Origin of the sequence: Tardiphaga sp. 841_E9_N1_2, assembly GCF_051811065.1 — a bacterium.
GTDB lineage: Bacteria > Pseudomonadota > Alphaproteobacteria > Rhizobiales > Xanthobacteraceae > Tardiphaga > Tardiphaga robiniae.
The window spans coordinates 52,048-75,133 of the sequence record NZ_JBPWQC010000001.1 but is presented as its reverse complement, the minus strand read 5'-3'; the positions used below and the strand labels follow the sequence as shown (position 1 = coordinate 75,133).

Below are 23,086 nucleotides of genomic sequence, written 5' to 3'. Positions count from 1 at the left end.
GCGCCGCAGTCATGGGTTTCGCTTCGCTCTACCCATCCTACGATTGTGATCAATAAACTCGCATGCCCAGTCATTCAGCTGCAAGTGGCTTAGCGGCCTCCGCCCGCATCTCGGCGCGGGTCTTCGGCTTAGCCTTAATTTTCAGGTCTTCGAAATCCTGCTTGTCCCTGACGCTGTTGCGGAAAATCTGGTCCTTGCCGGGCATATATTGTGGCGGGCAATAGGCGTCCTTTGCACCATACCAGGCCGCCGCCTTGATGGTGAAGGACGGGTCAGTCAGGTGCGGACGGCCGAGCGCGACGAGGTCCGCACGGCCGGCGGCCAGGATCGTGTTGACCTGATCGGCTGACGTGATGTTGCCGACGCACATGGTGGCGACACGCGCTTCATTGCGGACCTGATCCGAGAACGGCGTCTGGAACATGCGGCCGTAGATCGGACGCGACTCCTTGACGGTTTGCCCTGTCGAGATATCGGCGAGATCGACGCCAGCCTCGGCGAAGGCGCGGGCGATCTGCACCGCGTCGTCGCCGGTGTTGCCACCTTCGGCCCAGTCGGTCGCCGAGAAGCGAACCGACATCGGCTTGTGCGCCGGCCACGCTTCACGCATCGCCGTGAACACTTCGAGCGGGAAGCGCAGACGATTTTCCAGCGAACCGCCATATTCATCGGTGCGCTTGTTGGTCAGCGGCGACAGGAAACTCGCCAGTAGATAGCCGTGCGCCGTGTGCATCTCGAGCATGTCGAAGCCACAGCGCTCACCGCGGATCGTGGCGGCCACGAACTCTGCCTTGACGCGGTCCATACCGGTCCGATCGATTTCCGCGGGTACCTGACTGTCCGGATAATATGGTAGTGGCGAGGCCGAGGTGATGTCCCATGCGCCCTCAGACAGAGGCCGGTCCATGCCGTCCCACATCAGCTTGGTCGCACCCTTGCGGCCGGCATGGCCGAGCTGCAGGCAGATCTTCGCAGCCGACGTGCTGTGCACAAAATCGACGATGCGCTTCCACTGCGCTTCCTGCTCGTCGGTCCAGAGACCTGCGCAGCCGGGGGTGATGCGTGCGTCACGGCCGACGCAGACCATTTCGGTGAAGACGAGACCGGCGCCGCCAATGGCACGCGAGCCATAATGCACCAGATGGAAATCGTTCGGCACGCCCTCTTCCGCCGAATACATACACATCGGCGACACTACGGCGCGATTGGCAAGCACCATATCCCGCATCTTGAACGGCTGGAACATCGGCACTTCCGGCTTATCAATATCGACGTCGAAGCCCTGCGCGCGCACCTTCTGCGCAAACGACTTGTCGACTTCCTTGACGAAGTCCGGCGCGCGCAGCGTCAGGTTATCGTAGGTAATCGCCTTGGCGCGGGTCATGACGCCGAAAGCGAACTGCACGGGGTCAAAATCCCAAAAGCGATCCACGTGCTCGAACCAGACTAGCGACACGTCCGCTGAATGCTGGATCTTCTCGACCTCCTCGCGGCGACCGTGTTCATAGTCGTGCAACCCGGCCTCGACAGTGGGCGCCTTCGCCATCGCATCATGCAGCGCGATGGCATCCTCCATGGCGAGCTTGGTGCCCGAACCAATGGAAAAATGTGCCGTCGCCTTGGCGTCGCCGAGCAGCACCATGTTGTCCTTGACCCAGCGCTTGTTGCGGATCATCGGGAAGTTGCGCCACATCGAACGGTTGATCAGCAGCTTGTGGTCACCGAGGAACCACTTGAAGATCTCATGCATCCGATCGGCGGATTCCTGCTCGCCGAGGCCTTCCAGGCCGGCGCGCTTGAAGGTCTCAGGATCGGTCTCGAAGATCCAGGTCGAGCGGCCCGCCTCATACTGATAGGCGTGGGCGATGAACGGACCCCACTCGGTTTCCTGGAACAGGAAGGTGAAGGCATCGAGCGGCTTGGTCGAGCCCATCCAGGTGAACTTGTTCGAACGCAAATCCACTTCGGGCGCGAAGTGCTCGATATGCTTGTTACGGAAGTGGCTGTTGATGCCATCAGCCAGCACGATCAGATCGGCATCGGCGAAACGCGCTTCGTCGGTGATATCGACTTCGAACAGCAGATGGACACCGAGTTCGCGGGCACGATCCTGCAGGATCATCAGCAGCGTACGGCGCGAACAGCCGCAGAAGCCGTTGCCGCCGACGCGGTGGACAGTGCCGCGGAAGTGCACGGCGATATCGTCCCAGTACGCGAATTCCTGGGTGATGCGCTGATAGCTCGGAAGATCGTATTTCTCGAAATTGTCGAGGGTGGCGTCGGAGAACACCACACCGAAACCGAAGGTGTCGTCAGGGCGGTTGCGCTCATAGACCGTGATCTCTGCCTGCGGCCGCTGCTTCTTCAGCAGGATCGCAGAATAGAGGCCCGCCGGCCCGCCACCGATAATCGCGATCTTCATGACAGCCTCCGCAGTCGTGCCTGGATGGAGATATTTTAAACCTAAAACAATTCCTGGCAAGCCTGACAAACCGGCAATTCGCCAGCTTTGATGCACATCAAATTGTCAATCGGCGCGATGCATCTTGAATTTGCTCGCGCCAGCGCGAGGCGACTTGTTGAAACTCTGTCATGGCCGGGCCTGACCCGGCCATCCATCTTACCACCCGCATTGCCGCCAAAGATGGATGCCCGGGTCAAGCCCGGGCATGACGGTGCGTGTGTCTCAATTACCCTCGAACTTCGGCTTCTGCTTGTTCGCGAAGGCATGGAACGCCCGGGCGAAATCCTCCGTGGTCATGCACAGTGCCTGCGCCACCGCCTCGGCTTCGATCGCCTCTTCCACCGACATCGCCCATTCCATCGACAGCATGCGCTTGGTCATGGTGTTGGCATAGGTCGGGCCTTCGGAAATCTGCCTGGCCAGTGTCTGCGCCTGGCTCAGCACCTCTGCAGGCGCGACGATGCGGCTGAAGAAGCCCCAGCGCTCGCCCTCCTCGGCCGTCATGAAGCGGCCGGTATAGAGCAGCTCCGACGCACGGGACTGGCCGATGATGCGCGGCAGGATCGCGCAGGCGCCCATATCGCAGCCGGCGAGACCTACCTTGTTGAACAGGAAACCGACCTTAGCGCCGGTCGCCACCAAACGCATGTCGGAAGCCATCGCCATGATCGCGCCGGCACCAGCGCAGATGCCTTCCACGGCCGCCACGATCGGCTGCGGGCAGGCGCGCATCGCCTTGACCAGATCGCCGGTCATGCGCGTGAAGGCGGTGAGATCCTTGGTATTCATCTCGATCAAGGGGCCGATGATTTCAAACACGTCGCCGCCCGACGAGAAATTGCCGCCGGCACCGGTGACGACCACGACCTTGACGTCGTCATCCATCGCACAAGCGCGGAAGAAATCCGTCAGTTCGCGGTAGCTCTGGAAGGTCAGCGGGTTTTTGCGTTCCGGCCTGTTCAGCGTCACCGTCGCGATGCCATCGGCCACTGCCAGCAGGAAATGCTCAGGCTTGAACTCGGCCAGCGGCAGCGTGACGGGATTGGCGACCTTGTTCTTGACCATGACTGACATATTGGCTCCCGGTAATTTGTTCGGTTCTTGTTGTTGCGGTTCGATCAGACTTCGCCGCCAGCGACGGCGATGCTCTGGCCGGTGATGGAACTGGCGCCAGTGCCGCACAGCCACAACACGGCATCGGCGACCTCGCCGGGCGTCACCAGACGGCCCTGCGGATTGTGCTTCGCCAATTCGGCAACAGCTTGTTCGCGCGTACGGCCGGTCTTGCTCATGATGTTGTCGATGCTGCCTTCCAGCAGATCGGTTTCGGTAAAGCCTGGGCACACTGCGTTGACGGTGACACCGCTTTTCGCGACTTCCAGCGCCACCGAGCGCACGAGACCGATGACAGCATGCTTCGCAGCGCTATAGGCGCTGACATAGCCATAGCCCTTGAGGCCAGCCGTCGAAGCAACCGCGACGATGCGGCCGCTCTTGCGCTTGACCATCTCGGGCAGCACAGCCTGCGTTGCATAGACGACGCCCATGAAATTAACGTCCATCATGCGCTGGAACAGTGCTGCATCCGATTTCACGAATGGCGCAGACTCCGCAGCACCCGCATTCGCCACCAGAATATCGATCGGCTGGCGTTTCGCGGCATCCGCAATCGCGGCATTCAGCGCGGCTTGATCGGACACGTCGGCGGCCATCGCATGGTGCGCGTCACCAGCGGCAACGACCTCGTTCAGCACTGCAAGATTGCGACCCAGGATGGTGACGGTCGCGCCGGCCTGCACCAACGATGCTGCAATGGCGCGGCCGATGCCGCGGCCGCCGCCGGTCACCAGAGCGTGGGAGGAGCGAGACAATCCGGACATACGTCACCTTCCGCAGGCTCTCCATGAGCCTGCCTGGATATTATTTTAGACTTCAAGCTTTTGCAAGAAACAGGCAGGCCATGCTGCTAGCGGCTGCGGCGGAGCGTATCCGACGGGCTCTCGCCATAACGGGCACGGTAGAAGCTGGCCATCCGGCTCGGATGGGTAAAGCCAAGATCGAAGGCCATATCGATAACACGCTCGCCCGGCGCCGCCCGCAGCAGTCGTGCATTCAAATGCGTCAGCCGGATATCGAGCAGCGCATCGGAAATCGACATGCCGAAATGCTTCTGAAAGCCGAGCTGCAGCGACCGTATCCCGATGCCAGCTGCGCGCGCGAGCCGATCGAGATCGAGCGGCTCGGTGGCATGAGCCTCAAGATAGTCCCGTGCCTTTCTCAGCACTGACGGCGGCGGACCAAGGCGCGCAAGGGTGCGGTCGATGGTGTCGGTGAGCGTATGTCGCTGACCTGTCAGCAACAGTCCAATCACGGAGTCACGCAGGGTCGCCGCCATCATGGGCGAAATCTGCTGACCGGGTCCGCGGTGCTCTGCGAGATCGACCAAATATTCGATCTGGGACCGGATCGCGAGGCCGAACGGTGTGTCGAGAGCGACCTGCGGATCGAACTCGATGACCGCTCCGGATTTCTCCGTCAACGCCGCCGCGCGCTCCTCGACGAGCCGTCGTTCAACCAGCAGGATCAATTTTGCGCAATCGTCCTGCCAGACCATCTTTGTTGGCATGGTCGGCGACAGCAAGGACGCGAAACGCCCTGCGGACGCCTCTATCGTGCGGCCACCCGTATCGATCCGGGCACCGCCATGCATTGGTATCTGCAGCAGGAAGAAGCGATCGAGACAGCCGGGATCGATCGATACCGAACCGCCATAGGACACATAGTTCACCGAGAAGCCATCGAACGCGGCACAGTTATGGAGCGCGTGAAAATCCGGCCAGGAGCGCTGCAAGGGGTCGAGCGCATGCGGACAGAAGATGCGCCCGATCGAATCGGCCGCCTCGTCGATATCCTTGGTGAAAACGCGGGAGAACGCCGCAAGCCTTGCGCCGCGGGCCGGCTGGGCATTCCCTGATACGGCTGCGTCCAATACCATGGTCCGATCGCCCGCGTTATTTGAAGCCTAGACTATCCATGTCCCGTCACGCCGCATAGTCGGCGCCCCGCCGCAAATATTGCCGTGCTGCACAACGAATGCGCAGGCCGGCGCCTGCCAAAGATGAGTGTGCAGCGCAACGCGCCTGCGCCCCTCCCCCTACCGGTAATTATTTCGTCGTTTGGATAGCGGATTCGTTCAACGGCTAGAGACAGGCCCCGAGGTCACGCAGCATCCTTGCAGACGTGAAACCCAAGGGAGCAGGACCATGGCGGCACTTGAAAAAGGCATCACCCAGAACGGCACGGGATATGGTGGCACCACGTGGAATATCCTTGGACAGGTCTATTTCCCGAAGGCCGTAACCGACTCCACCTTTGCTTTCGAGACCAACAGCGATCCCGGTCAGTTCGTGCCGGTGCATATCCATCCGACCCAGGAAGAATTCATCCTGGTGCAGGAGGGTATTCTCGACCTCAAGCTCGACGGCCAGTGGGTCCGCGCCCATGCCGGCGATCTGGTCCGTCTGCCACGCGGCATTCCGCATGGCTACTTCAACAAATCGGACAAACCGGCCCGCGCGCTGTTCTGGGTCTCGCCGACACAGAAGCTCGAAGCCCTGTTCAAACAATTGCACAATATGAGCGACATTGAAGCAATCGTCCGCGTCTCTGCCGAGCATGAAGTAAACTTCCTGCCGCCGGAAGCCAACGACTAGGCCTCGCCCACCGAACTTCATCTTCACGTATCGCGGACGTTCCGCGCAGACACCCGTCTGCGCGTATGAGCCCGCACGCACGCCATACAGCACTGCATTCAGACAGGAGACGAGCCATGGTCAAACAGAAGAATGTTTGCGTCATCGGCGCCGGCATTGCGGGCCTTGCCGCCGCGAAATCCTTCACAGCACGCGGGCACAAGGTCACGGTGCTGGAGCGCAGTGGCGATCTCGGCGGCGTATGGGAGCCCGCCCGCTCTTATCCGGAGGTGCAGACCCAAAGCCCCAAGGAACTCTATCGGTTCACCGGCAAGCCGATGCCGGCGAGCTATCCGGAATGGCCGAAGGGACCGCAGGTCCATGCCTATCTCACAGACTATGCACGCGACTATAATCTGATCCCGCTGATGCGTTTCAACACGACCGTCGTCAGCATGAAACGCCGCGACGATGGCCTGCCCGGCTGGACGCTGGAGACACGCGATGCGGCTGGTAACACCGCGCAGGAAACATTCGATTTCGTGGCGGTCTGCACCGGGCAATTCAACGAACGCAAGGAGCTACATCACCCCGGCGAAGACGCGTTCAAGGCCGGCGGCGGCGTGATCCTGCACTCGGCGGAGCACACGGATTCATCTATCGTCAAAGGCAAGAAGGTCGTCGTGCTCGGCGGCTCAAAATCGGCCACCGATATCGCCGTGCATTCGGTCAATGCCGGCGCCAGCGCCGTTACCTTCGTCTATCGCGAGCCAGTCTGGCGCATTCCCTATTTCATCGGCGGCCTGATCAACTTCAAGCGCATCCTCTATATCCGCGCCCAGGAGGAGATGTTTCGGGGCTGGGGCTTGACTGCGCTCTCGCGGCTCAATCACGCCATTGCCAAGCCATTCATCTGGGCCAACTGGCGCGGGCTGGAGGCCATGTTGAAGACCCAGCTCAAGCTGAAGAAATGCGACATGGTGCCGGAAGGACGCATCGAGGACGGCATCAACTGCTCGGTGCCGATCGCCACGCCGAATTTTTTCCCGATGGTCGCCGATGGTCGCATCAAGGCCATCCGCGGTACCTTCGATCACTACGACGGCAAGACCATCGTGATGTCATCAGGCCAGCGCGTCGAAGCTGACGTTGCTGTGCTGGCAATCGGCTTCACACTCGGCGTGCCGTTCCTGCCGCAGCAATATCGCGACAAACTCATCCAGGATGACGGTCAGTATCGGCTGTATCGCGTCATCGCCAATCCGGATTTGCCGGACATGGGATTTGTCGGTTTCAATTCCAGCTTCTGCTCGGTGCTGACGGCGGAAATGGCCGCCAACTGGCTGGTGCGCTATGCCGACGGCAAGCTGGCGAAGCAGCCGACGGCAGCCGAGATGCATCGGAACATGGACGAGATGCTGCATTTCAAGCGCGTTGAGCGTCCGGCCGCCGGTGTCTATGGCGGACTGTGTGTGGCGCCCTATCACTTCAAGCATTTCGACGAACTGCTCGACGACATGGGCGCCACCAGCAAACGGCGCAGCGCGCTGGTGGAGAAGTTCACGCCGCCGGATGCGGACGCCTTTGCGCGGTTTCTTGCGTCGGCTCCGAACTACAAAGCGGAGGCGACTGCCGCGTGATCGTCAGGCGAGCCGTGATCGGCTTGCCTGATCAGCTCACTGTGCCTGGGCAGCCTTGATCAGCTCGCGACCGATGATGACCTTCTGGACTTCGGTTGCCCCTTCATAGATGCGCAGCGCGCGAATCTCGCGATAGAGCTCCTCGACCTTGACGCCCGACTGCACGCCCATGCCGCCGAAGATTTGAACCGCGCGGTCGATCACTGTCTGTGCCGCTTCGGTCGCGAACATCTTGGCCATGGCGGCTTCGCGTGTGATGCGCGCCGCGCCCTGATCCTTGGTCCAGGCCGAGCGATAGATCAGCAGTGCGGAGGCATCGATCGACGTGGCCATCTCCGCGAGGCCCGCTTGCGTCAGCTGAAGATCGCCCAGCGTATGGCCAAACATTTTCCGCGTGACCGATCGATGCAGCGCTTCATCGAGCGCGCGTCGTGCGAGGCCGAGCGCGGCAGCACCGACGGTCGAGCGAAACACGTCGAGCGTCGCCATCGCGACCTTGAAGCCTTCGCCGTCCTTGCCGATACGGTTCGCCAGAGGCACGCGGCAATTCTCGAATTTCAGCGTGGCCAGTGGATGCGGCGCGATCACATCGATCCGCTCTGCAATCGTGAAGCCAGGCGTATCCGCGTCGACAACGAATGCGCTGATGCCGCGCGCGCCGGATTCGCCAGTACGCAGGAACACCACATACTGGTCGGCAATGCCGCCATTGGAGATCCAGGTCTTGAGGCCATTGATGCGGACATGATCCGGACCATCAGGCACCGCCGTCGTCGTCATCGCAGCGACATCCGAACCTGCATCGGGCTCTGACAGTGCAAACGCTGCAATAGCCTCGCCACTGCCGACGCGTGGCAGATAGCGCGACTTCAACGCCTCCGAACCGAACAGGCTGATCGGACCGGTACCCAGTCCCTGCATCGCAAATGCGAAGTCAGCGAGACCGCTCTCATAGGCCAGCGTTTCGCGGATCAGACACAGCGAGCGCACGTCAAAGGTTGGAAACATTCCGCCATGGCTCGCCGGCACTGCCGCGCGCAACCACCCGCCGTCCCCCAGCGCCTTCACCAGACGCTTGCAGGAACCATCGACGTCATGGTGATCGACCAGACCGGGCAGCGTCGCCTTGGCCCAGCGCGACAGACCTGTGGCCAGCTCGCGGTGATGGTCCTCGAAAAACGGCCAGGACAAAAATGACTGATCGGACATGGCTTCCTCCCTCGATGCATCGGCAATCGACATTGTTTTAAACCTAAAGAAATTTCGGACAAGGGCGATGGCCGGACATCACAACATCGCCTAGCCGAAGGCGCATGGTCCATCACCCGGAGAGCCGACCTCTAAAAACGACGTGCCTTCGGATGAGGCAATCCACAACCCTTTAAGTCTAAAACTATCGCTTTTCATATATCTCGGACATGCTAGGATCGCCCTTGTCCGACAGCACAGGAGGCCTATGCGTGCCAAATTCTGCAGCCCTGACGACGAAGGACGGCCGCTTCGGCTTTGAAGCCAAAGGCGATTCCGCGGCAACGCCGCTGGTGTTTCTGCATGGGATCGGCGGTGCGGGCCGCGGCTGGCGCCACCAGCTCGAAGCGTTCGGCGACCGCTACTACGCCATCGGCTGGGACATGCCGGGCTATGGCGGCTCAAAACAACTGCCAGAGCCAAGCATCCCGGCCTTCGCCGAAGCCCTGAAGGATTTCCTCGCGCAGATTGGCGCCAGGAAGCCCGTGCTGGTCGGTCATTCCATCGGCGGCATGATCGTGCAGCGCTTCATGGTGGACTATCCCGATCTCGCCGGCGCCATCGTGCTGGCGCAGACCACGTCGGCCTTCGGCAGCTCCGACGGCGAATGGCAGAAGAATTTCATCGATGCCCGGCTTGGCCCGCTCGACCGCGGCGAGACCATGGTGTCGATGGCGCCGAAGCTGGTTGCCGGCCTGATCGGCGACAATCCGGATCCTGCCGGCCTTGAACTCGCACGCGACTGCATGGCGTCTGTGAAGCCCGACACCTACCGCGCCTCGATGAAGGCGATGATCGGCTTCGATCTGCGCAAGAACATCGCGAACATCAAAATACCGACTTTAGTCCTATCCGGATCGAAAGACAACAACGCGCCCGCGAAAACCATGGCCAAGATGGCCACACTCGTGCCGGGCGCGACCTATGTCGAACTTGAAGGCGTCGGCCATCTCGCCAGTTTCGAACGTCCGCACGAATTCAACGAAGTACTCGCCGACTTCCTCAAAACCAGCCACAACCTTTCGGGGTCATCCTCATGAACAAGCCCGCCAGTAAGCCAGACCTCGACAGCATCGTCCTCGACAAGCCGATGTTCGATCCGAAAGCCTATCGTCTCGATGACGAACAGGCCGGGCTGATCGCCAAGGCGCGCGAGCTGGCGCAGGCTAACTTCGCCGGTCGCGCGGCGAAGTGGGATACCGAGGCCACCTTCCCGCTGGAGAACTACAAGGACCTGCACAAGGCGGGGCTGCTGGGCATTTCGATCCCGAAAGCCAATGGCGGTTCGGGCGCCGGCTATCAGACCTATTCGCTGGCTGCTGCCGAAATCGGCCGCTATTGCGGCGCCACCGCGCTGACCTGGAACATGCATGTCTGCTCGACGCTGTGGTCCGGCCCACTGGCCGACGACCTCGACATGGATGACCAGATGCGCGCCGAACAGCACCGCCGCCGCGCTATCCACTACAAGCGCATCGTCGAAGACGGCGCGATCTATTCGCAGCCGTTCTCCGAAGGCGGCGCAGCAGCCGCCGGCGGCGTTGCATTCGGAACCGAAGCGAAGCCCGTCAAAGGCGGCTGGATCGTCAACGGCAAGAAGATCTTTGCGTCGCTGTCGGGCTTCGCCGATTACTACGGCGTGCTCTGCACCGAAGTCGCTGAGGGTGAGAAGGCTTCGCGCCGCAACACGCTGTATCTGGCGATTTCCGCCAAGTCCGAAGGCGTCTCGGTCGTTGGCGACTGGGATCCACTCGGCATGCGCGGCACGGTCTCCCGCACGCTGATCTTCAAGGACGTGTTTGTGCCGGAAGATGCAGCGCTGATGCCGCGCGGCGTCTACTTCCAGGCCGCGATGCGCTGGCCGCACATGTTCCTGACGCTGTCGCCGACTTACGTCGGTCTCGCGCAGGCATCGTATGATTTCACCGTGAAGTATCTCCGCGGCGAAATCCCGGGCATGCCGCCAGTCAAGCGCCGGATGTATCCGACCAAGCAGATCGCCGTGGCGCAGATGCAGATCAAGCTCGAACAGCTCAAGTCGACCTGGTTCCAGGCCGTGACCGAAGCCTGTGCCAATCCGAGCAAGGAGCAGGTGCTGCGCGCCTACGCCGCCCAGTACACCGTGATGGAAGGCGCCAACGAACTCGCCGCACTGGCGATCCGCACCTGCGGCGGTCAGGCCATGCTGAAGACGCTGCCGCTGGAGCGCATCTATCGTGACAGCCGCTGCGGTGCGCTGATGCTGCCCTGGACCGCCGAACTGTGTCTGGATCGTATCGGCCGAGAAGCACTCTACGAGGCCGGCGAGAAAGACGAGTAATCGTGGATCTCTCCAGCCTCATCGCCCGCAACGCCGCATTCACGCCGGACAAGCCCGCGATTCATTTCGAGGGCAAGACACTCAGCTATGCCGTGTTCAATGCGCGGATCGAGGCGACGGCGAAGGCACTGAAGGCGGAATGCGGCGTTGGTCGCGGCGACCGCGTCGCGATCCTGAGCATGAACCGGCCCGATTATCTGGTTCTGCTCTATGCCTGCGCCCGCCTCGGCGCGATCATGGTGCCGCTGAACTGGCGCCTCGCGGTCGCCGAGCAATTGTTCATCCTGTCCGATGCTTCGGTAAAGGTGCTGGTGCTTGAGGAAGGCTTTGCGGCCATCCTCCCGTCGCTTGCGAAGGACTTGCCGGATACGCGCGTGATCGCGTTCGATTTCGCGCCTGATGCCCCCGGCCAGACATTCGACACACTGCTGTCCCGCGCTTCCGGAGATGGCCGCAATCCGCATACCGACCTCTCCTGCCCGCTGCTGATCGTCTACACGTCAGGCACTACAGGGCGCCCCAAAGGCGCCGTGCTGCGCCAGGAAGCCGTGCTGTGGAACGGCGTGATGAGCCAGCACATGCATGGGCTTACGTCAGACGATCATGTCCTGACCGTGCTGCCATTCTTCCATGTCGGTGGCCTGAACATCCAGACAACGCCGGCGCTGCATCACGGCGCTACCGTAACAATCCATGCGCGCTTCACACCCGACTCCACGCTGGAAGCGATCACGCGGGAGCGACCCACCCTGACCGTTTGGGTACCCGCGATCATTCAGGCAATGAGCGAGCATCCCGCCTGGGCTGCGACCGACGTGTCCTGCCTCAAGGCCGTATCCACCGGCTCCAGCATCGTGCCGCCGCATCTGATCGAACGCCTGACAGCGCGCGGCATTCCCGTGCTCCAGGTCTATGGTTCAACCGAGACCTGTCCAATCGCGGTCTATACGCGGCTGGGCGGCGACCTATCGCGTACGGGATCGACGGGTTTGCCCGGCCTGTGCTGCGAAGCCATGATCATCGACGACAACGGCCATGAACTTCCTGCCAAGTCGACCGGCGAGATCGCGGTGCGCGGCCCCAACGTGTTCTACGAATATTGGGGCAACGAGGCCGCGACGCGCGAGGCGCTGCATGACGGCTGGTATCGCACCGGCGATATCGGCACGCGCGATGATGACGGCTATTTCTGGGTCCATGACCGCAAGAAGAACATGATTATTTCCGGCGGCGAGAATGTCTATCCCGCCGAAGTCGAACGCGTGCTGCTCGAACATCCCGATGTCGCCGATTGCGGCGTCGTCGGTGTGCCCGATCCGAAATGGCAGGAAGTACCAGTCGCCTATGTGCTGCTGCGGCCGAATTGCAGCGTGACCGCCGAGACACTGAAGGCCCATGTTCTCGCGCAGCTCGCCCGCTACAAGCAGCCGCGCGACATTGTGTTCGTCACAGACCTGCCGCGCACCGCGCTCGGCAAGGTGCAGCATTTCAAATTGAAGCAGGACAATCCTTCGTAGGATGGGTAGAGCGTCTTCGCGAAACCCATCAACGACACGGCACAGAGCGATGGGTTTCGCTTCGCTCTACCCATCCTACGCTAGAACTTAGAGGACGAAGATGAAGATCGCAGTATTGGGTGGCGGCAACGGTTCGTTCGCAGCCGCGGGTGATTTCGCACTGCAGGGCCATGACGTCCACCTGTGGCGCCGCGACGCCGAGGCTGTCGCCGAACACAAGAAGGCCGGCTCGCGCATCAAGGTCAAGAATGCGCAGGGCACGCACGATACGCAATTGACGCTGGTAACGACGGACATTGCGGAAGCGATCAAGGACGTCGAACTGATCTTGTGCCCAGCCCCTGCCTTTGCGCAGCCTGATATCGCCAAACGGATCGCGCCGTATCTCAAGGATGGTCAGGTCGTCTATCTGCCGCCGGCGACCTTCGGCTCGATGATCTTTGCCAAGGCCGCACATGACGCGGGCAACACGGCCAAGGTCGCCTTTGCGGAAACCGGTACACTGCCCTGGCTCGCGCGTAAGCATGGCCCGTTCGAGGTCGCCATCACCATCCGCGCCAAGCGGCTGCCGACCGGCGTGTTCCCGCTTCACATGATGGACTATGCCTGCAAGGTCATCGACAAGGCCTTCCCCGGCGTCATCGAGCCGTGTGGTGATGCGTTGTCCGGTGCGCTGATGAATGCCGGTCCGATCATTCATCCACCGCTGATCGTGATGAATGCCGGGCCATTGGAGCATTTCCCGACCTGGGACATTCACAAGGAAGGTACGCAGCCCGCGATCCGCCGCGTCACCGACGCGCTCGATGCTGAGCGCATCGCGATCCGCGAGGCCTTTGGCTACAACGGCGCGCATTTCCCCCTGGCGGATCACTACGCCAAGGAAGGCGAAGAGTGGATGTATGGCCGCGGCTCGCATGATCGTCTCACCGACAGCGGTGACTGGCGCGAGCACATCGTGCTCACCGAGCACCGCTACATGCGCGAGGATCTGCGCACGGGCCTGTCGTTCTTCCTGTCCTGCGCCACGCTCGCGGGCGTCGAGACACCGCTGGTCAAAGCCTTCCTCGCCATCGGCGGCGCGATCTGCGGCGAGAACTTCCTGCAGGGTGGCCGCACGCTCGCAAGCCTCGGCTTCGGCGATCTCGATCAGGCCGCGCTGCTGAAGCTACTGCGCGAAGGCTTTGCCGCATGAGCGCCCGTGCCGCCATCGCATGTCTTGGCGCGGGCCGCATGGGCCGCGGCATTGCCGTCGCCTTCGCGTACGCGGGCCACCATGTCGCGATCGTCGACTTCAAGGCGCGCGACGCGGACAAGTTCAAGGCACTGGAAGCCGAGGCACTGGGCGAGATCCGCAAGACCTTTGCCAGTATGGCGCGTTTCGGCCTGCTCACCGAAGCTGACATCGAGACGCTGGTGTCGCGCGTCAGCGTCGTGCCGGAAGCCGGCGCAGGTGCCGCACTGAGCGGTTCGGCGATCATCTTCGAAGGCGTGCCGGAAGTACTCGACCAGAAGCGTGACGCTTTGGCCCGCGCTTCGCAACTCGCAGGCCCCTCGCCGATCATCGCGTCGACCACATCGACCATCCTCGTCGACGACATCTCCAGCGCCGTCGACCATCCCGAGCGCTTCCTCAATGCGCACTGGCTGAACCCGGCCTATCTCGTGCCACTGGTCGAGGTCTCGCCGGGCGCCAAGACCGATCCGGCGATCACCGCGCGGGTGAAGGAAATGCTCGAAGGCATCGGCAAGGTCCCCGTAGTTTGCGCCGCGACGCCCGGCTATATCGTGCCGCGTATCCAGGCGATGGCCATGAACGAAGCCGCGCGCATGGTCGAGGAAGGTGTTGCCAGCCCCGAGGATATCGACAAGGCGATCAAATACGGCTTCGGATTCCGCTTCGCAGTGCTGGGCCTCTTGGAATTCGTCGATTGGGGCGGCGGCGATATTCTGTATTACGCCAGCAAGTATCTCACCGGTGCGCTGAACAACGACCGCTACGCGTCGCCGGAGATCGTCGGCCGCAACATGGCCGAGGGCAAGATCGGCCTCAAGACCGGCGAAGGCTTTCTCAATTACGAAGGGCTCGATGTCGATGCCTATCGCGAGGGACGGCTGTCGGCATTCGTGGATCTGCTGAAGCACTTCCAGTTGCAGAAGCCGCCGGTTTTGTAGCGACTGCGAACTCGGCCCCTCATCCTGAGGAGCCGCACACTTGCGCGGCGTCTCGAAGGATGGCCGCACATCCATTCATGGTTCGAGACGGCGCCGAAGAGGCGCCTCCTCACCATGAGGGCTGAGTGTTTGATAGCTGTCTTCACACTTCCGGAAAGCCCCGCAGCAGATAGCTGCGCAGCCAGTGCAGCAGGCTGTTCAGGATCAGGCCCAGCATCGAGATCATGATCAGCGGCACGAACATGTCCACGGTCTGGAACGTGCGCGCGGCCTGCACCAGCATGTGACCTAGGCCATCGGTCGAGGTGATCATCTCGGCGAGGAACACAACGATGCAGGAGATCACGAGGCCGATGCGGCAGCCCGTCAGGATCGATGGCATCGCGGCGGGCAGCACCACCTTGAACAGGATCTGCCAGCGCGGCGTGCCGGTGGCCATCGCCGACCAGATCAACTTCTGCTCGACCATCGACGCGCCGTAATAGGTCGAGAGCAGGATCGGGAACAGCGCGTCGGCAGTCACCAGCGTGATCTTGGAGGCGTGGTCGAAGCCGAGGATCAGCAGCAGCGCGGGATACAGCGCGATCTTCGGGATCGGCGCCAGCACGCGCACCAGCGGCTTGACGACGGCATTGACTGCCGGGCTCACCGCTGCAGCAAGACCGATGAACACGCCGACGACCACGGCAATGCCGAAGCCGGCGAACAGACGGATCAGCGTCGCGGCGATATCGTGCAGAAAGTCGCCGTTGAAGAAGTCCTTCGCCAGCTTTCCGAACACCGCGCCCGGCGGCGGCAACAAGCTCGTCGGCGCGAAGCCGAACGAGATCAGCGACTGCCACAGCGCGATGAACAGCACGATCGGCGTGATGCCCAGCAGAACCGAATTGATGCGTTCCTGGTTCATGTTGCGCTCACGTAAAGCTGAGAGGCATGTCGTCGCGCGGTTGCGACCAGCGCACGAGCGACAGGCGAAGCTTCTCGAAGGCCGCATCGAAGATGATGCCCATGGCGCCGATGATCAGGATCATCGCGAACACCGTGTCGTATTGTGCCATGTCGAGCGAGTTGAACAGGATGTTGCCGGCGCCGGACTGGCGCGCGATCATCTCGGAGGTGATCATGGTGATCAGCGCCAGCACCAGACCCGTGCGGCAACCCGTGAGAATTTCAGGCAGTGCTGCCGGCAATACGATGCGGAGCATGCGCATCGGCGCCGACATACCCATCGCCGCACCGGACCACAGCATCTTTTCTTCGACGGCCTTGGAGCCCTGGAAAGCGTGATAGATGATCGGCAGGCTGACACCAAGGAAGATGACGAGGATCTTGGAGACGTCGCCGACGCCCATCCACAGCATGATGATGGGCATCAGCGCTGCTTTTGGCACCGGATAGATGATCATCATCAGCGGATTGAAGAAGGCCGCGACAGCCTTGATGCGCCCCATCAGCAGACCGAGCGGGATCGCAAACATCACTGCGAGTACGAGGCCGATGGCCATACGACGGATGGAATCGAGAATGTTCAGCAGCGATCCCTTGTCCCCGAGGATCGACGGAATGGCCTTGATCGACTCCAGAGCCGTTGGGAAGCTTTCGGTATCCAGCCGCAGCGAGGCAATCTGCCAGACACACAGCAACCCGATGCAGGCGAACAATGGCGAAAGTGTCTTGAGCACCCCGCGCACGGTCATCACAGATGGTCCTTGCCGTCGTCGATCATCTTTTCGATGTCGACGATGTATTTCTGGAACCGTGCGTCGAGCAGCAGATCGGCGCGCTTGCGCGGCCGCGGCAGATCGATATCGACGATTTCCTTGATCGAGCCCGGCGAGCGCGACATCACGATCACCTTGTCTGAGAGATAGACGGCTTCCTCGACCGAATGCGTGACGAACAGCACCGTCTTGCGCTGTGTATCCCAGATGTCGAGCAGATCGTTCTGCAGCCGCGTGCGGGTATGCGCATCGAGCGCGCCGAACGGCTCATCCATCAGCAGCACGGCGGGATCGTAGGCCAGCGTGCGCGCGATCGCGACGCGCTGCTTCATGCCGCCGGAAAGTTCTTTCGGATAGAAATTCTCGTAGCCCTTCAGGCCGACCATCTCGAGCAGCTTGCGGCCGCGCGTTTCGGCTTCAGCCTTCTTCATGCCCTGCTGGCGCATGCCATACATGACATTGCCGAGCACGTTCTTCCACGGAAACAGCGCGAATTCCTGAAACACCGGACCGCGATCGGGACCTGGTCCCGTGATCGCCTTGCCCTTCACCTTGGCGACGCCATCGGTGGGCTGCACGAAGCCGCCGACAATATAGAGCAAGGTCGACTTGCCGCAGCCTGATGGTCCGAGGATCGAGACGAAGGCGCCGTCTTCGATGGTGAGGTTGATATCCGACAGCGCCAGATGGCTTTGCTTGCCGGAGGTCTGGAAGCGCTGCGAAACGTGATCGATCTCGATCATGGCTGAAGCTGGTTTGCGGCCGGATAAAGGTTCCGACTCGGCGTGAGCGTCCGAACGTAGCGACACCACCTGCATTCCCGGTCCTTCATTTGCCATGCACGCATTGCAATCACGACGGCCCGACTGTGTCCATCATGCTGACAGACGCAGCCTAGCCGGAAACTGCAATTACTTTAAGCTTCAAATTTATGCGGGCAACGCCTTTTTGCTAGTCAGCGCCTGCCGCGAACAGGGCAGCTTCCCGCAGCAGGGCTTTCGGCGCTTTTGGTGCGTTTAGTCGCGGAAATACGGCTCCACCGGGCCCGTCAACTTGATCAGCAGCGGATTGCCGTACCGGTCCTTTGCCGCGCCGGCGGGCACCTTCACCCAGCCTTCGCTCACGCAATATTCCTCGACATTGGTCTTCTCGGCACCCTTGAAGCGAATGCCGACATCGCGCTGCAGCACTTCGGCATTGTAGAACGGGCTTCGCGGATCGGTGGACAGGCGATCGGGCAGATCGGCTGATGCGTTGGTGTTGTCGGTCATAGCAGCGCCTCGATTTTCTCTCGCAGTGATTCAGGTTTGGCGGTCGGCGCAAAACGCTCGACGACCCGTCCGGAACGGTCGATCAGGAATTTGGTAAAATTCCATTTGATTCCCGAACCCAGCAATCCGGACTTTTCAGATTTCAGGTAATTATACAATGGATGCGCCCCGGCGCCATTCACGTCGATCTTCTCAAACAGTGGGAAGGTGATGTGGTAATTGGCCTCGCAGAAGCTCTCGATCGCCTTGGCGTCGCCCGGCTCCTGCGCGCCGAACTGGTTGCAAGGAAAGCCCAGCACGGAAAATCCGCGCGACGCAAAATCCTGCTGCAGTCTCTCCAGCCCCGCATATTGCGGCGTGAATCCGCAGGCGCTGGCGGTATTGACGATCAGCAGCACCTTTCCTTCGAACCGCTTGAGCGCGACAGGCTCACCTGTCAGTGCGTTCGCAGAAAAATCGGAGATGCCGGTCATCGCACTGATCCCTCTCAGGCCGTCACGGGATCGCAAGGCATCGGCGGGGTACCGCCGGCCTCGATGGCTTCGCCGGCCAACAGACACAGATCCTCGCGGTAACGGCCGGCGACGATCTGCACGCCGGTCGGCGCACGGCCGACAAGACCCGTGGCGACGCTGAGCGCCGGCAGGCCCATGAAGGGAATCCCGATCTGCGGCATCTGGGCGGCCCAGACGCGATCGAAGCCTTCCTGGCCCTGCATATCCAGATGATCCGGGAACGGCAATTCGCCGGACATCGGCATCAGCACCACCGCATAGGTCTGCAGGAACAGCTCCCAGTCGCGCACGAAGGTGGAACGGCGCACCAGCGCGCGGGAGAGGCCGCCATTCTCGAAGTCCTTGAGCTTGTCCTTCTGTCCGCGCAGACAGACCAGCGCTGCGGGATCGCCCTCGCGTTCGGCCGCATCCAGCATGCCCTGATAGCCATCGCCGAACCAGAGCTGCGTCTGCAAGGCGGCGGCCTCGCGCAGGGCCGGCGTGTTCTCGACTTCCTCGACGACCCACCCTGCCCGCTCCAGCCGCTTGCCGGCATCGCGCACGGCAGCTTCGACGTCGGCGGTGATGGCGAGACCATCAGGCCGTAAGCACATGGCGGCACGCTTCTCGCGCGTCGGTCCTTCGAGCGGCGCCGGCACCCACCAGGGATCGCGCGCGTCGGGCTGCGACATCGCGGCGAGGCCAAGACGGACATCGTTGATGGTGCGCGCCAGCGGGCCGGACACCGCGGTGATCTGGCCGGAAATGATGCGCTCGGGCAGCGCCTGATTGTAAGCCGCGATGCGGCCGAGCGTGGGACGCAACCCGTGCACGCCGCAGGCATAAGCGGGATAGCGAATCGAGCCCGCGATATCGGTACCATGAGCGATATGACCGATGCCGGCGGCGACCGCGCTGCCTGCGCCGCCTGACGAGCCGCCCGGCGTCAGCGAAGGATCGCGCGGGTTTTTGGTATCACCATAGAGCTGATTGGTGGTGAACCAGCGATAGGAAAATGCCGGGCAATTGGTGCGGCCGATGATGACGGCGCCAGCCTTCAGCAGATTGTCGATCACCGGGCTGTTGGTCTTGGCGATGATCTCGTTCTGGATCTTCACGCCATTCGATGTCGGATAGGTCGCGTAGTCGATATTCACTTTGACGGTGATGGGCACGCCGCCGAGCGGGCCGACATCGTCGCCGCGCGCAATCGCCGCATCGACCGCATCCGCCCGTGCCAGCGCCTCATTGGGTCGATGGTCGACCACGGCATTGATGGCAGGGTTCACAGCATCGAGCCGTGCGAGGCCAGCCACCGTCGCCTCCTTGGCGGACACCTTGCGGTCGCGAATGAGTGCGGAGAGGTCAGTTGCCGACAGGCGCCAGAGATCGTTCATGCAGTGCTCCATTGCTTGTCGCTTGTTAACGCAGGCGGCCGGAGATTGCCAATCAGGCACGATTTCGCAGTCTCGCGGCGCCGAAGCGTCCGAGCTATGAGCATTCCTTCCCACCCTCAATCGAGAGGGCGTGCGGAACGCCGGGTGCCCGTTGCACCCTTGGGCCTGATGCGAATGCGGTCTTCCGCAATCTAGAGTGCATCAGGACTTTCGGAGGCGCCGAGCAAGTGCCCGACGTTCCGCATACGGTGTTTTTTCGGTTGCTTGCACATCTGCCATGGCGAACGGTCCCATCACCAAAATGTCCCAGGGCGGAGGGACAGGGTAGCCTCAAGCGAATAAGCCGAACGCGTTTTGACTTGGTCGTCCGTCACACTGTCCAGGGAGTCTTTCCATCCCAAGATCGGCCGTCTCCTTGCCAGTGGCAGTGCTGGCGCAGATCCGTCCTGCCCGAAGACAGACGTCACCCGTGAACCGCGTAACGCCGCATCTCCGGCGTCCACCGCATCCAGCCCCGCGAACGTGACGATCGCGCTCGCCCCTCTCATCGGGGCCGGACGAAGGGGAAAATAATCCATGGCGGGATATTGTCAATAAGAAATAGGAAAAAATGTTAGGTGCTGGCTCGCCGCCCCACACTCGTCATTCCCCGGCAAACCAATTGGTTTGCCTGAGGGCGTGGCCGGCTCTTGCCGGATGCGAACCCGGAATCCCAGCATGTTCAGCGCAAAACACTCCGAGATTCCGGGTTCGCGCTCTGCCGGCTTCGCCGGCGTCGCGCGCCCCGGAATGACCAGGAGCGGCGTATCCGCCGCTCCTGGTCACTTCACCCTTGCGAGAAAATAAGCCAGCTCCACGATCTGCGCTTCGGAGATTGACTGCATCACGTCGGCCATCGTCGCGTCGTAACCATGGCGGGAGTTGTCCTTGTATTCGCGCATGGTCTTGGCGAGGTAGTCCTCGCGCTGATTGGCGATGCGCGGAATGTTGTCGCGGCCCGAGAAATCAGCGTTGTGGCAGCTATCGCAGCGAAATTGCGATGTCAGCGCTTTCGCAGCCTGCATTCGCGCAGGATCGCCCGCTTCCAGTGCGATAGGCTTCGGCAGCGTGGCGAGATAATCCGAGAACAGGCGCAGGTCGTCATCGGTGAAATCCTTCACCATGTCGTTCATCGGCTCCGCGACGCGGAGCTTCTCGCGAAACATGTAGATCTGGATCAGCGAATAGGCCGGCTGCTGCGCACCGAGCGACGGCGTGTTCTCGGTTTCGGAGACACCCTTCTCGCCGTGACAACCGAGGCACGGCGCGGCGCGCTCGGCGATGGGTTCGGCGGCGAAGAGTGGGGACGTCGAGAGAAAAAGAGCTACGATGACGGCAAACGGGCGCATCGGCTTTGAACTTTCTGAATACTGAAACTCCGGCGTGGCGAATTCCTTCTCCCCGCTTGCGGGGAGAAGGTGAGGATGAGGGGGACTCTCACCGCGCTCGGAGCAAGTGGAGAGTCCCCCTCACCCGACTTTCACGCGCTTCGCGCGTTGCAGTCGACCTCTCCCCACCCGGCGAAGCAAAGCTTCGCTAGGCGGGGAGAGGTGAGAAAACGTCGTCACTTCTTGTCCGCCACCTTCTGCTTGCCATAGGTGATGCGATAGATCGCGCCGTTCCAGTCGTCGGAGACCAGCAGCGATCCGTCCTTCATCTGCAGCACGTCGACGGGGCGGCCGACATATTTGTTGTCCTCGATGAAGCCGGTGAGGAACGGCTCGACGGACTTCACCGTGCCGTCCTTGTTCAGCTTCGCGACAACGACGTCTCCGCCGAGCTTCTGAGTCTTGTTCCAGGAGCCATGGCGCGCGATGAAGATCGCATCCTTGTAGGCGGCCGGGAACATCTTGCCGGTGTAGAACCGCATGCCCAATGCCGCCGTATGCGACCCGAGCAGGCCGACCGGCGCGGTGTAGTCGGCGCAGGACTTGCCCCAGCCGAATTCCGGATCGAGGATATTGCCCTGCAGGCAATATGGCGCGCCGAAGTCTTCACCCGCCTTGGTGACACGGTTGAGTTCATCTTCCGGCACCGCTTCCGACATCCAGTCGCGGCCGTTGTCGGTGAAGTACATCTGCTTGGTGGTCGGATTCCAGTCGAAGCCGACGGTGTTGCGGACGCCCTTCACATAGATCTCGGCGCCGGTGCCATCGAGATTCATGCGGCGGATCTGGCCATGGGCCTCGTCATGCAGCACGTTGTTGCCGGGCTGGCCGACCGGCACATAGAGTTTGTTGTCCGGCCCGATGCCGATGAACTTCCAGCCATGGGCTTCATCCTTCGGCAGGTTGTCGTAGATCATGGTCGGCTTCGGCGGGTTTTCGAGATTGTCTTCCACCTTGTCGATCTTCGAGATCTTCGACAGTTCGGCGATGTAGAGCGTGCCGTCCTTGAAGGCGAGACCGTTCGGGCGATAGAGGCCGGAGGCCAGCACCTTCACCTGGCGCTTGCCGTCATTGTTGATGACCGCGTAGACCTTGTCGACAAGACGGGAGCCAACAAAGACCGTGCCCTTGTCGCCCTCGCGCATCGAGCGCGCATTGGCCATGCCGGCCGCATAGACTTCGATGTTGAAGCCGGCGGGCACTTTCAGTTTGGCAGTCGGCAGCTTGTCGGCGGCGGACGGAATCGGCGGCGGCGCGACGGGCGCGAGCTTCGCTGCGGCAGCGCCATCGGGACGACCGATCAGCGGCGAGCCGGGCGGCAGTGCAGGCGCGGCGGCAACGGCCGGTGCTGCGGGCGCCGGAGCGGCGGCTTGTGGTGCGGCCGGCGCAGGCGCCGCTGCGGGAGCAGCGGGCGCTGCACTCGGAGCTGCTGCAGGAGCCGGTGTTGCAGGTGATGTATCGGACTGCTGGGCAAAAGCGCCGCTTGTAAAGACACCGATGAACGCACCGGCAAGCAATGCCCGGCGCGCGGACGTGTAGACACTCATGAATCTCTCCCCTTTTTTTTACGGAAGCCTTCTCTGCTCGCAGCACATGAGATGCGCCGCCCCCGAGACTTTCCGGATCGCACTGTTGGATATTTTTATGTCGCTGCGCAATCAAAACATCACGCGCGAGCAAGCCTGTGCGGATTCCCGCAATCGGCTAAAGCCTTTTCGGT

The 23,086-nt window shown here is 61.8% G+C and carries 20 protein-coding genes; 7 read left to right on the top strand and 13 right to left on the bottom strand.

Features of this window, described 5'->3' with window-relative positions:
• Positions 1-70 precede the first annotated feature (70 nt).
• From AB8A50_RS00325 to AB8A50_RS00310, 4 genes are all read right to left on the bottom strand, one after another.
• Positions 71-2,422 carry a bifunctional salicylyl-CoA 5-hydroxylase/oxidoreductase gene (locus tag AB8A50_RS00325; RefSeq protein ID WP_439076381.1) on the bottom strand — a complete coding sequence of 784 codons (2,352 nt, stop codon included), beginning with the start codon at positions 2,420-2,422 and terminating at the stop codon, positions 71-73.
• Positions 2,423-2,686: 264 nt separating this feature from the next.
• Positions 2,687-3,529 (bottom strand): enoyl-CoA hydratase family protein, encoded by an 843-nt coding sequence (locus AB8A50_RS00320; protein WP_115033806.1) that lies wholly within the window; start codon positions 3,527-3,529, stop codon positions 2,687-2,689.
• 53 nt (positions 3,530-3,582) lie between these two features.
• Positions 3,583-4,344, bottom strand: coding sequence for an SDR family NAD(P)-dependent oxidoreductase (locus tag AB8A50_RS00315; RefSeq protein WP_439076380.1), 762 nt, complete (start codon positions 4,342-4,344; stop codon positions 3,583-3,585).
• A gap of 86 nt (positions 4,345-4,430) precedes the next feature.
• Positions 4,431-5,459 (bottom strand): AraC family transcriptional regulator, encoded by a 1,029-nt coding sequence (locus AB8A50_RS00310; RefSeq protein ID WP_439076379.1) that lies wholly within the window; start codon positions 5,457-5,459, stop codon positions 4,431-4,433.
• 268 nt (positions 5,460-5,727) lie between these two features.
• Between AB8A50_RS00310 and AB8A50_RS00305 the strand changes: the two genes are divergently transcribed.
• Together AB8A50_RS00305 and AB8A50_RS00300 are read left to right on the top strand one after the other, a co-directional pair.
• Positions 5,728-6,177, top strand: a complete 450-nt coding sequence (locus tag AB8A50_RS00305; protein ID WP_315841244.1) for a cupin domain-containing protein — start codon at positions 5,728-5,730, stop codon at positions 6,175-6,177.
• Positions 6,178-6,293: 116 nt separating this feature from the next.
• Complete coding sequence (locus tag AB8A50_RS00300; RefSeq protein ID WP_439076378.1) at positions 6,294-7,796, top strand: flavin-containing monooxygenase; 1,503 nt, start codon at positions 6,294-6,296, stop codon at positions 7,794-7,796.
• 36 nt (positions 7,797-7,832) lie between these two features.
• Here AB8A50_RS00300 and AB8A50_RS00295 read toward each other — a convergent pair whose 3' ends face one another.
• Positions 7,833-9,005, bottom strand: a complete 1,173-nt coding sequence (locus AB8A50_RS00295; protein WP_439076377.1) for an acyl-CoA dehydrogenase family protein — start codon at positions 9,003-9,005, stop codon at positions 7,833-7,835.
• A 251-nt stretch (positions 9,006-9,256) separates the two neighbouring features.
• On the opposite strand from AB8A50_RS00295, the gene AB8A50_RS00290 reads away from it, so the two are divergent.
• The 5 genes from AB8A50_RS00290 to AB8A50_RS00270 all read left to right on the top strand — a co-directional run bounded on the left by AB8A50_RS00290 (position 9,257) and on the right by AB8A50_RS00270 (position 15,056).
• Positions 9,257-10,084: an alpha/beta fold hydrolase gene (locus AB8A50_RS00290; protein WP_439076376.1), complete on the top strand. Its 828-nt coding sequence runs from the start codon at positions 9,257-9,259 to the stop codon at positions 10,082-10,084.
• On the top strand, positions 10,081-11,364 hold the full coding sequence (locus AB8A50_RS00285) for an acyl-CoA dehydrogenase family protein (protein WP_231077637.1): 1,284 nt from the start codon (positions 10,081-10,083) through the stop codon (positions 11,362-11,364). The genes AB8A50_RS00290 and AB8A50_RS00285 overlap by 4 nt, the downstream gene beginning before the upstream one ends.
• A 2-nt stretch (positions 11,365-11,366) precedes the next feature.
• Positions 11,367-12,881 (top strand): class I adenylate-forming enzyme family protein, encoded by a 1,515-nt coding sequence (locus AB8A50_RS00280; RefSeq protein WP_439076375.1) that lies wholly within the window; start codon positions 11,367-11,369, stop codon positions 12,879-12,881.
• 100 nt (positions 12,882-12,981) lie between these two features.
• Positions 12,982-14,076, top strand: coding sequence for an NAD/NADP octopine/nopaline dehydrogenase family protein (locus tag AB8A50_RS00275; RefSeq protein WP_439076374.1), 1,095 nt, complete (start codon positions 12,982-12,984; stop codon positions 14,074-14,076).
• The gene (locus AB8A50_RS00270; RefSeq protein ID WP_439076373.1) at positions 14,073-15,056 is read left to right on the top strand and encodes a 3-hydroxybutyryl-CoA dehydrogenase; all 984 of its coding nucleotides are present in this window, start codon (positions 14,073-14,075) and stop codon (positions 15,054-15,056) included. The genes AB8A50_RS00275 and AB8A50_RS00270 overlap by 4 nt, the downstream gene beginning before the upstream one ends.
• Before the next feature lie 142 nt (positions 15,057-15,198).
• Here AB8A50_RS00270 and AB8A50_RS00265 read toward each other — a convergent pair whose 3' ends face one another.
• The 8 genes from AB8A50_RS00265 to AB8A50_RS00230 all read right to left on the bottom strand — a co-directional run bounded on the left by AB8A50_RS00265 (position 15,199) and on the right by AB8A50_RS00230 (position 22,913).
• The gene (locus AB8A50_RS00265) at positions 15,199-15,963 is read right to left on the bottom strand and encodes an ABC transporter permease (RefSeq protein ID WP_439076372.1); all 765 of its coding nucleotides are present in this window, start codon (positions 15,961-15,963) and stop codon (positions 15,199-15,201) included.
• A gap of 7 nt (positions 15,964-15,970) precedes the next feature.
• On the bottom strand, positions 15,971-16,753 hold the full coding sequence (locus AB8A50_RS00260; protein ID WP_093760676.1) for an ABC transporter permease: 783 nt from the start codon (positions 16,751-16,753) through the stop codon (positions 15,971-15,973).
• On the bottom strand, positions 16,753-17,595 hold the full coding sequence (locus AB8A50_RS00255; protein ID WP_231081171.1) for an ABC transporter ATP-binding protein: 843 nt from the start codon (positions 17,593-17,595) through the stop codon (positions 16,753-16,755). Before AB8A50_RS00255 ends, AB8A50_RS00260 begins: the two co-directional genes overlap by 1 nt.
• 198 nt (positions 17,596-17,793) lie before the next feature.
• Positions 17,794-18,048 (bottom strand): DUF3297 family protein, encoded by a 255-nt coding sequence (locus tag AB8A50_RS00250; RefSeq protein ID WP_120288969.1) that lies wholly within the window; start codon positions 18,046-18,048, stop codon positions 17,794-17,796.
• Positions 18,045-18,521: a glutathione peroxidase gene (locus tag AB8A50_RS00245; protein ID WP_439076371.1), complete on the bottom strand. Its 477-nt coding sequence runs from the start codon at positions 18,519-18,521 to the stop codon at positions 18,045-18,047. Before AB8A50_RS00245 ends, AB8A50_RS00250 begins: the two co-directional genes overlap by 4 nt.
• Before the next feature lie 14 nt (positions 18,522-18,535).
• Positions 18,536-19,939 (bottom strand): amidase family protein, encoded by a 1,404-nt coding sequence (locus AB8A50_RS00240; protein ID WP_439076370.1) that lies wholly within the window; start codon positions 19,937-19,939, stop codon positions 18,536-18,538.
• An 821-nt stretch (positions 19,940-20,760) separates the two neighbouring features.
• Positions 20,761-21,327 carry a c-type cytochrome gene (locus tag AB8A50_RS00235; protein WP_439076369.1) on the bottom strand — a complete coding sequence of 189 codons (567 nt, stop codon included), beginning with the start codon at positions 21,325-21,327 and terminating at the stop codon, positions 20,761-20,763.
• A gap of 215 nt (positions 21,328-21,542) precedes the next feature.
• Complete coding sequence (locus tag AB8A50_RS00230) at positions 21,543-22,913, bottom strand: PQQ-dependent sugar dehydrogenase (protein WP_439076368.1); 1,371 nt, start codon at positions 22,911-22,913, stop codon at positions 21,543-21,545.
• Between the last annotated feature and the right edge of the window lie 173 nt (positions 22,914-23,086).

Excerpts from the sequence above, each read along its gene's own strand:
- AB8A50_RS00240 (WP_439076370.1), bottom strand. The coding sequence starts at position 19,939 with ATGAACGATCTCTGGCGCCTGTCGGCAACTGACCTCTCCGCACTCATT.
- AB8A50_RS00315 (WP_439076380.1), bottom strand. The coding sequence starts at position 4,344 with ATGTCCGGATTGTCTCGCTCCTCCCACGCTCTGGTGACCGGCGGCGGC.
- AB8A50_RS00265 (WP_439076372.1), bottom strand. The coding sequence starts at position 15,963 with ATGAACCAGGAACGCATCAATTCGGTTCTGCTGGGCATCACGCCGATC.
- AB8A50_RS00235 (WP_439076369.1), bottom strand. The coding sequence starts at position 21,327 with ATGCGCCCGTTTGCCGTCATCGTAGCTCTTTTTCTCTCGACGTCCCCA.
- AB8A50_RS00295 (WP_439076377.1), bottom strand. The coding sequence starts at position 9,005 with ATGTCCGATCAGTCATTTTTGTCCTGGCCGTTTTTCGAGGACCATCAC.
- AB8A50_RS00305 (WP_315841244.1), top strand. The coding sequence starts at position 5,728 with ATGGCGGCACTTGAAAAAGGCATCACCCAGAACGGCACGGGATATGGT.
- AB8A50_RS00270 (WP_439076373.1), top strand. The coding sequence starts at position 14,073 with ATGAGCGCCCGTGCCGCCATCGCATGTCTTGGCGCGGGCCGCATGGGC.
- AB8A50_RS00230 (WP_439076368.1), bottom strand. The coding sequence starts at position 22,913 with ATGAGTGTCTACACGTCCGCGCGCCGGGCATTGCTTGCCGGTGCGTTC.
- AB8A50_RS00325 (WP_439076381.1), bottom strand. The coding sequence starts at position 2,422 with ATGAAGATCGCGATTATCGGTGGCGGGCCGGCGGGCCTCTATTCTGCG.
- AB8A50_RS00245 (WP_439076371.1), bottom strand. The coding sequence starts at position 18,521 with ATGACCGGCATCTCCGATTTTTCTGCGAACGCACTGACAGGTGAGCCT.
- AB8A50_RS00275 (WP_439076374.1), top strand. The coding sequence starts at position 12,982 with ATGAAGATCGCAGTATTGGGTGGCGGCAACGGTTCGTTCGCAGCCGCG.
- AB8A50_RS00255 (WP_231081171.1), bottom strand. The coding sequence starts at position 17,595 with ATGCAGGTGGTGTCGCTACGTTCGGACGCTCACGCCGAGTCGGAACCT.
- AB8A50_RS00320 (WP_115033806.1), bottom strand. The coding sequence starts at position 3,529 with ATGGTCAAGAACAAGGTCGCCAATCCCGTCACGCTGCCGCTGGCCGAG.
- AB8A50_RS00300 (WP_439076378.1), top strand. The coding sequence starts at position 6,294 with ATGGTCAAACAGAAGAATGTTTGCGTCATCGGCGCCGGCATTGCGGGC.
- AB8A50_RS00260 (WP_093760676.1), bottom strand. The coding sequence starts at position 16,753 with ATGACCGTGCGCGGGGTGCTCAAGACACTTTCGCCATTGTTCGCCTGC.
- AB8A50_RS00310 (WP_439076379.1), bottom strand. The coding sequence starts at position 5,459 with ATGGTATTGGACGCAGCCGTATCAGGGAATGCCCAGCCGGCCCGCGGC.
- AB8A50_RS00285 (WP_231077637.1), top strand. The coding sequence starts at position 10,081 with ATGAACAAGCCCGCCAGTAAGCCAGACCTCGACAGCATCGTCCTCGAC.
- AB8A50_RS00250 (WP_120288969.1), bottom strand. The coding sequence starts at position 18,048 with ATGACCGACAACACCAACGCATCAGCCGATCTGCCCGATCGCCTGTCC.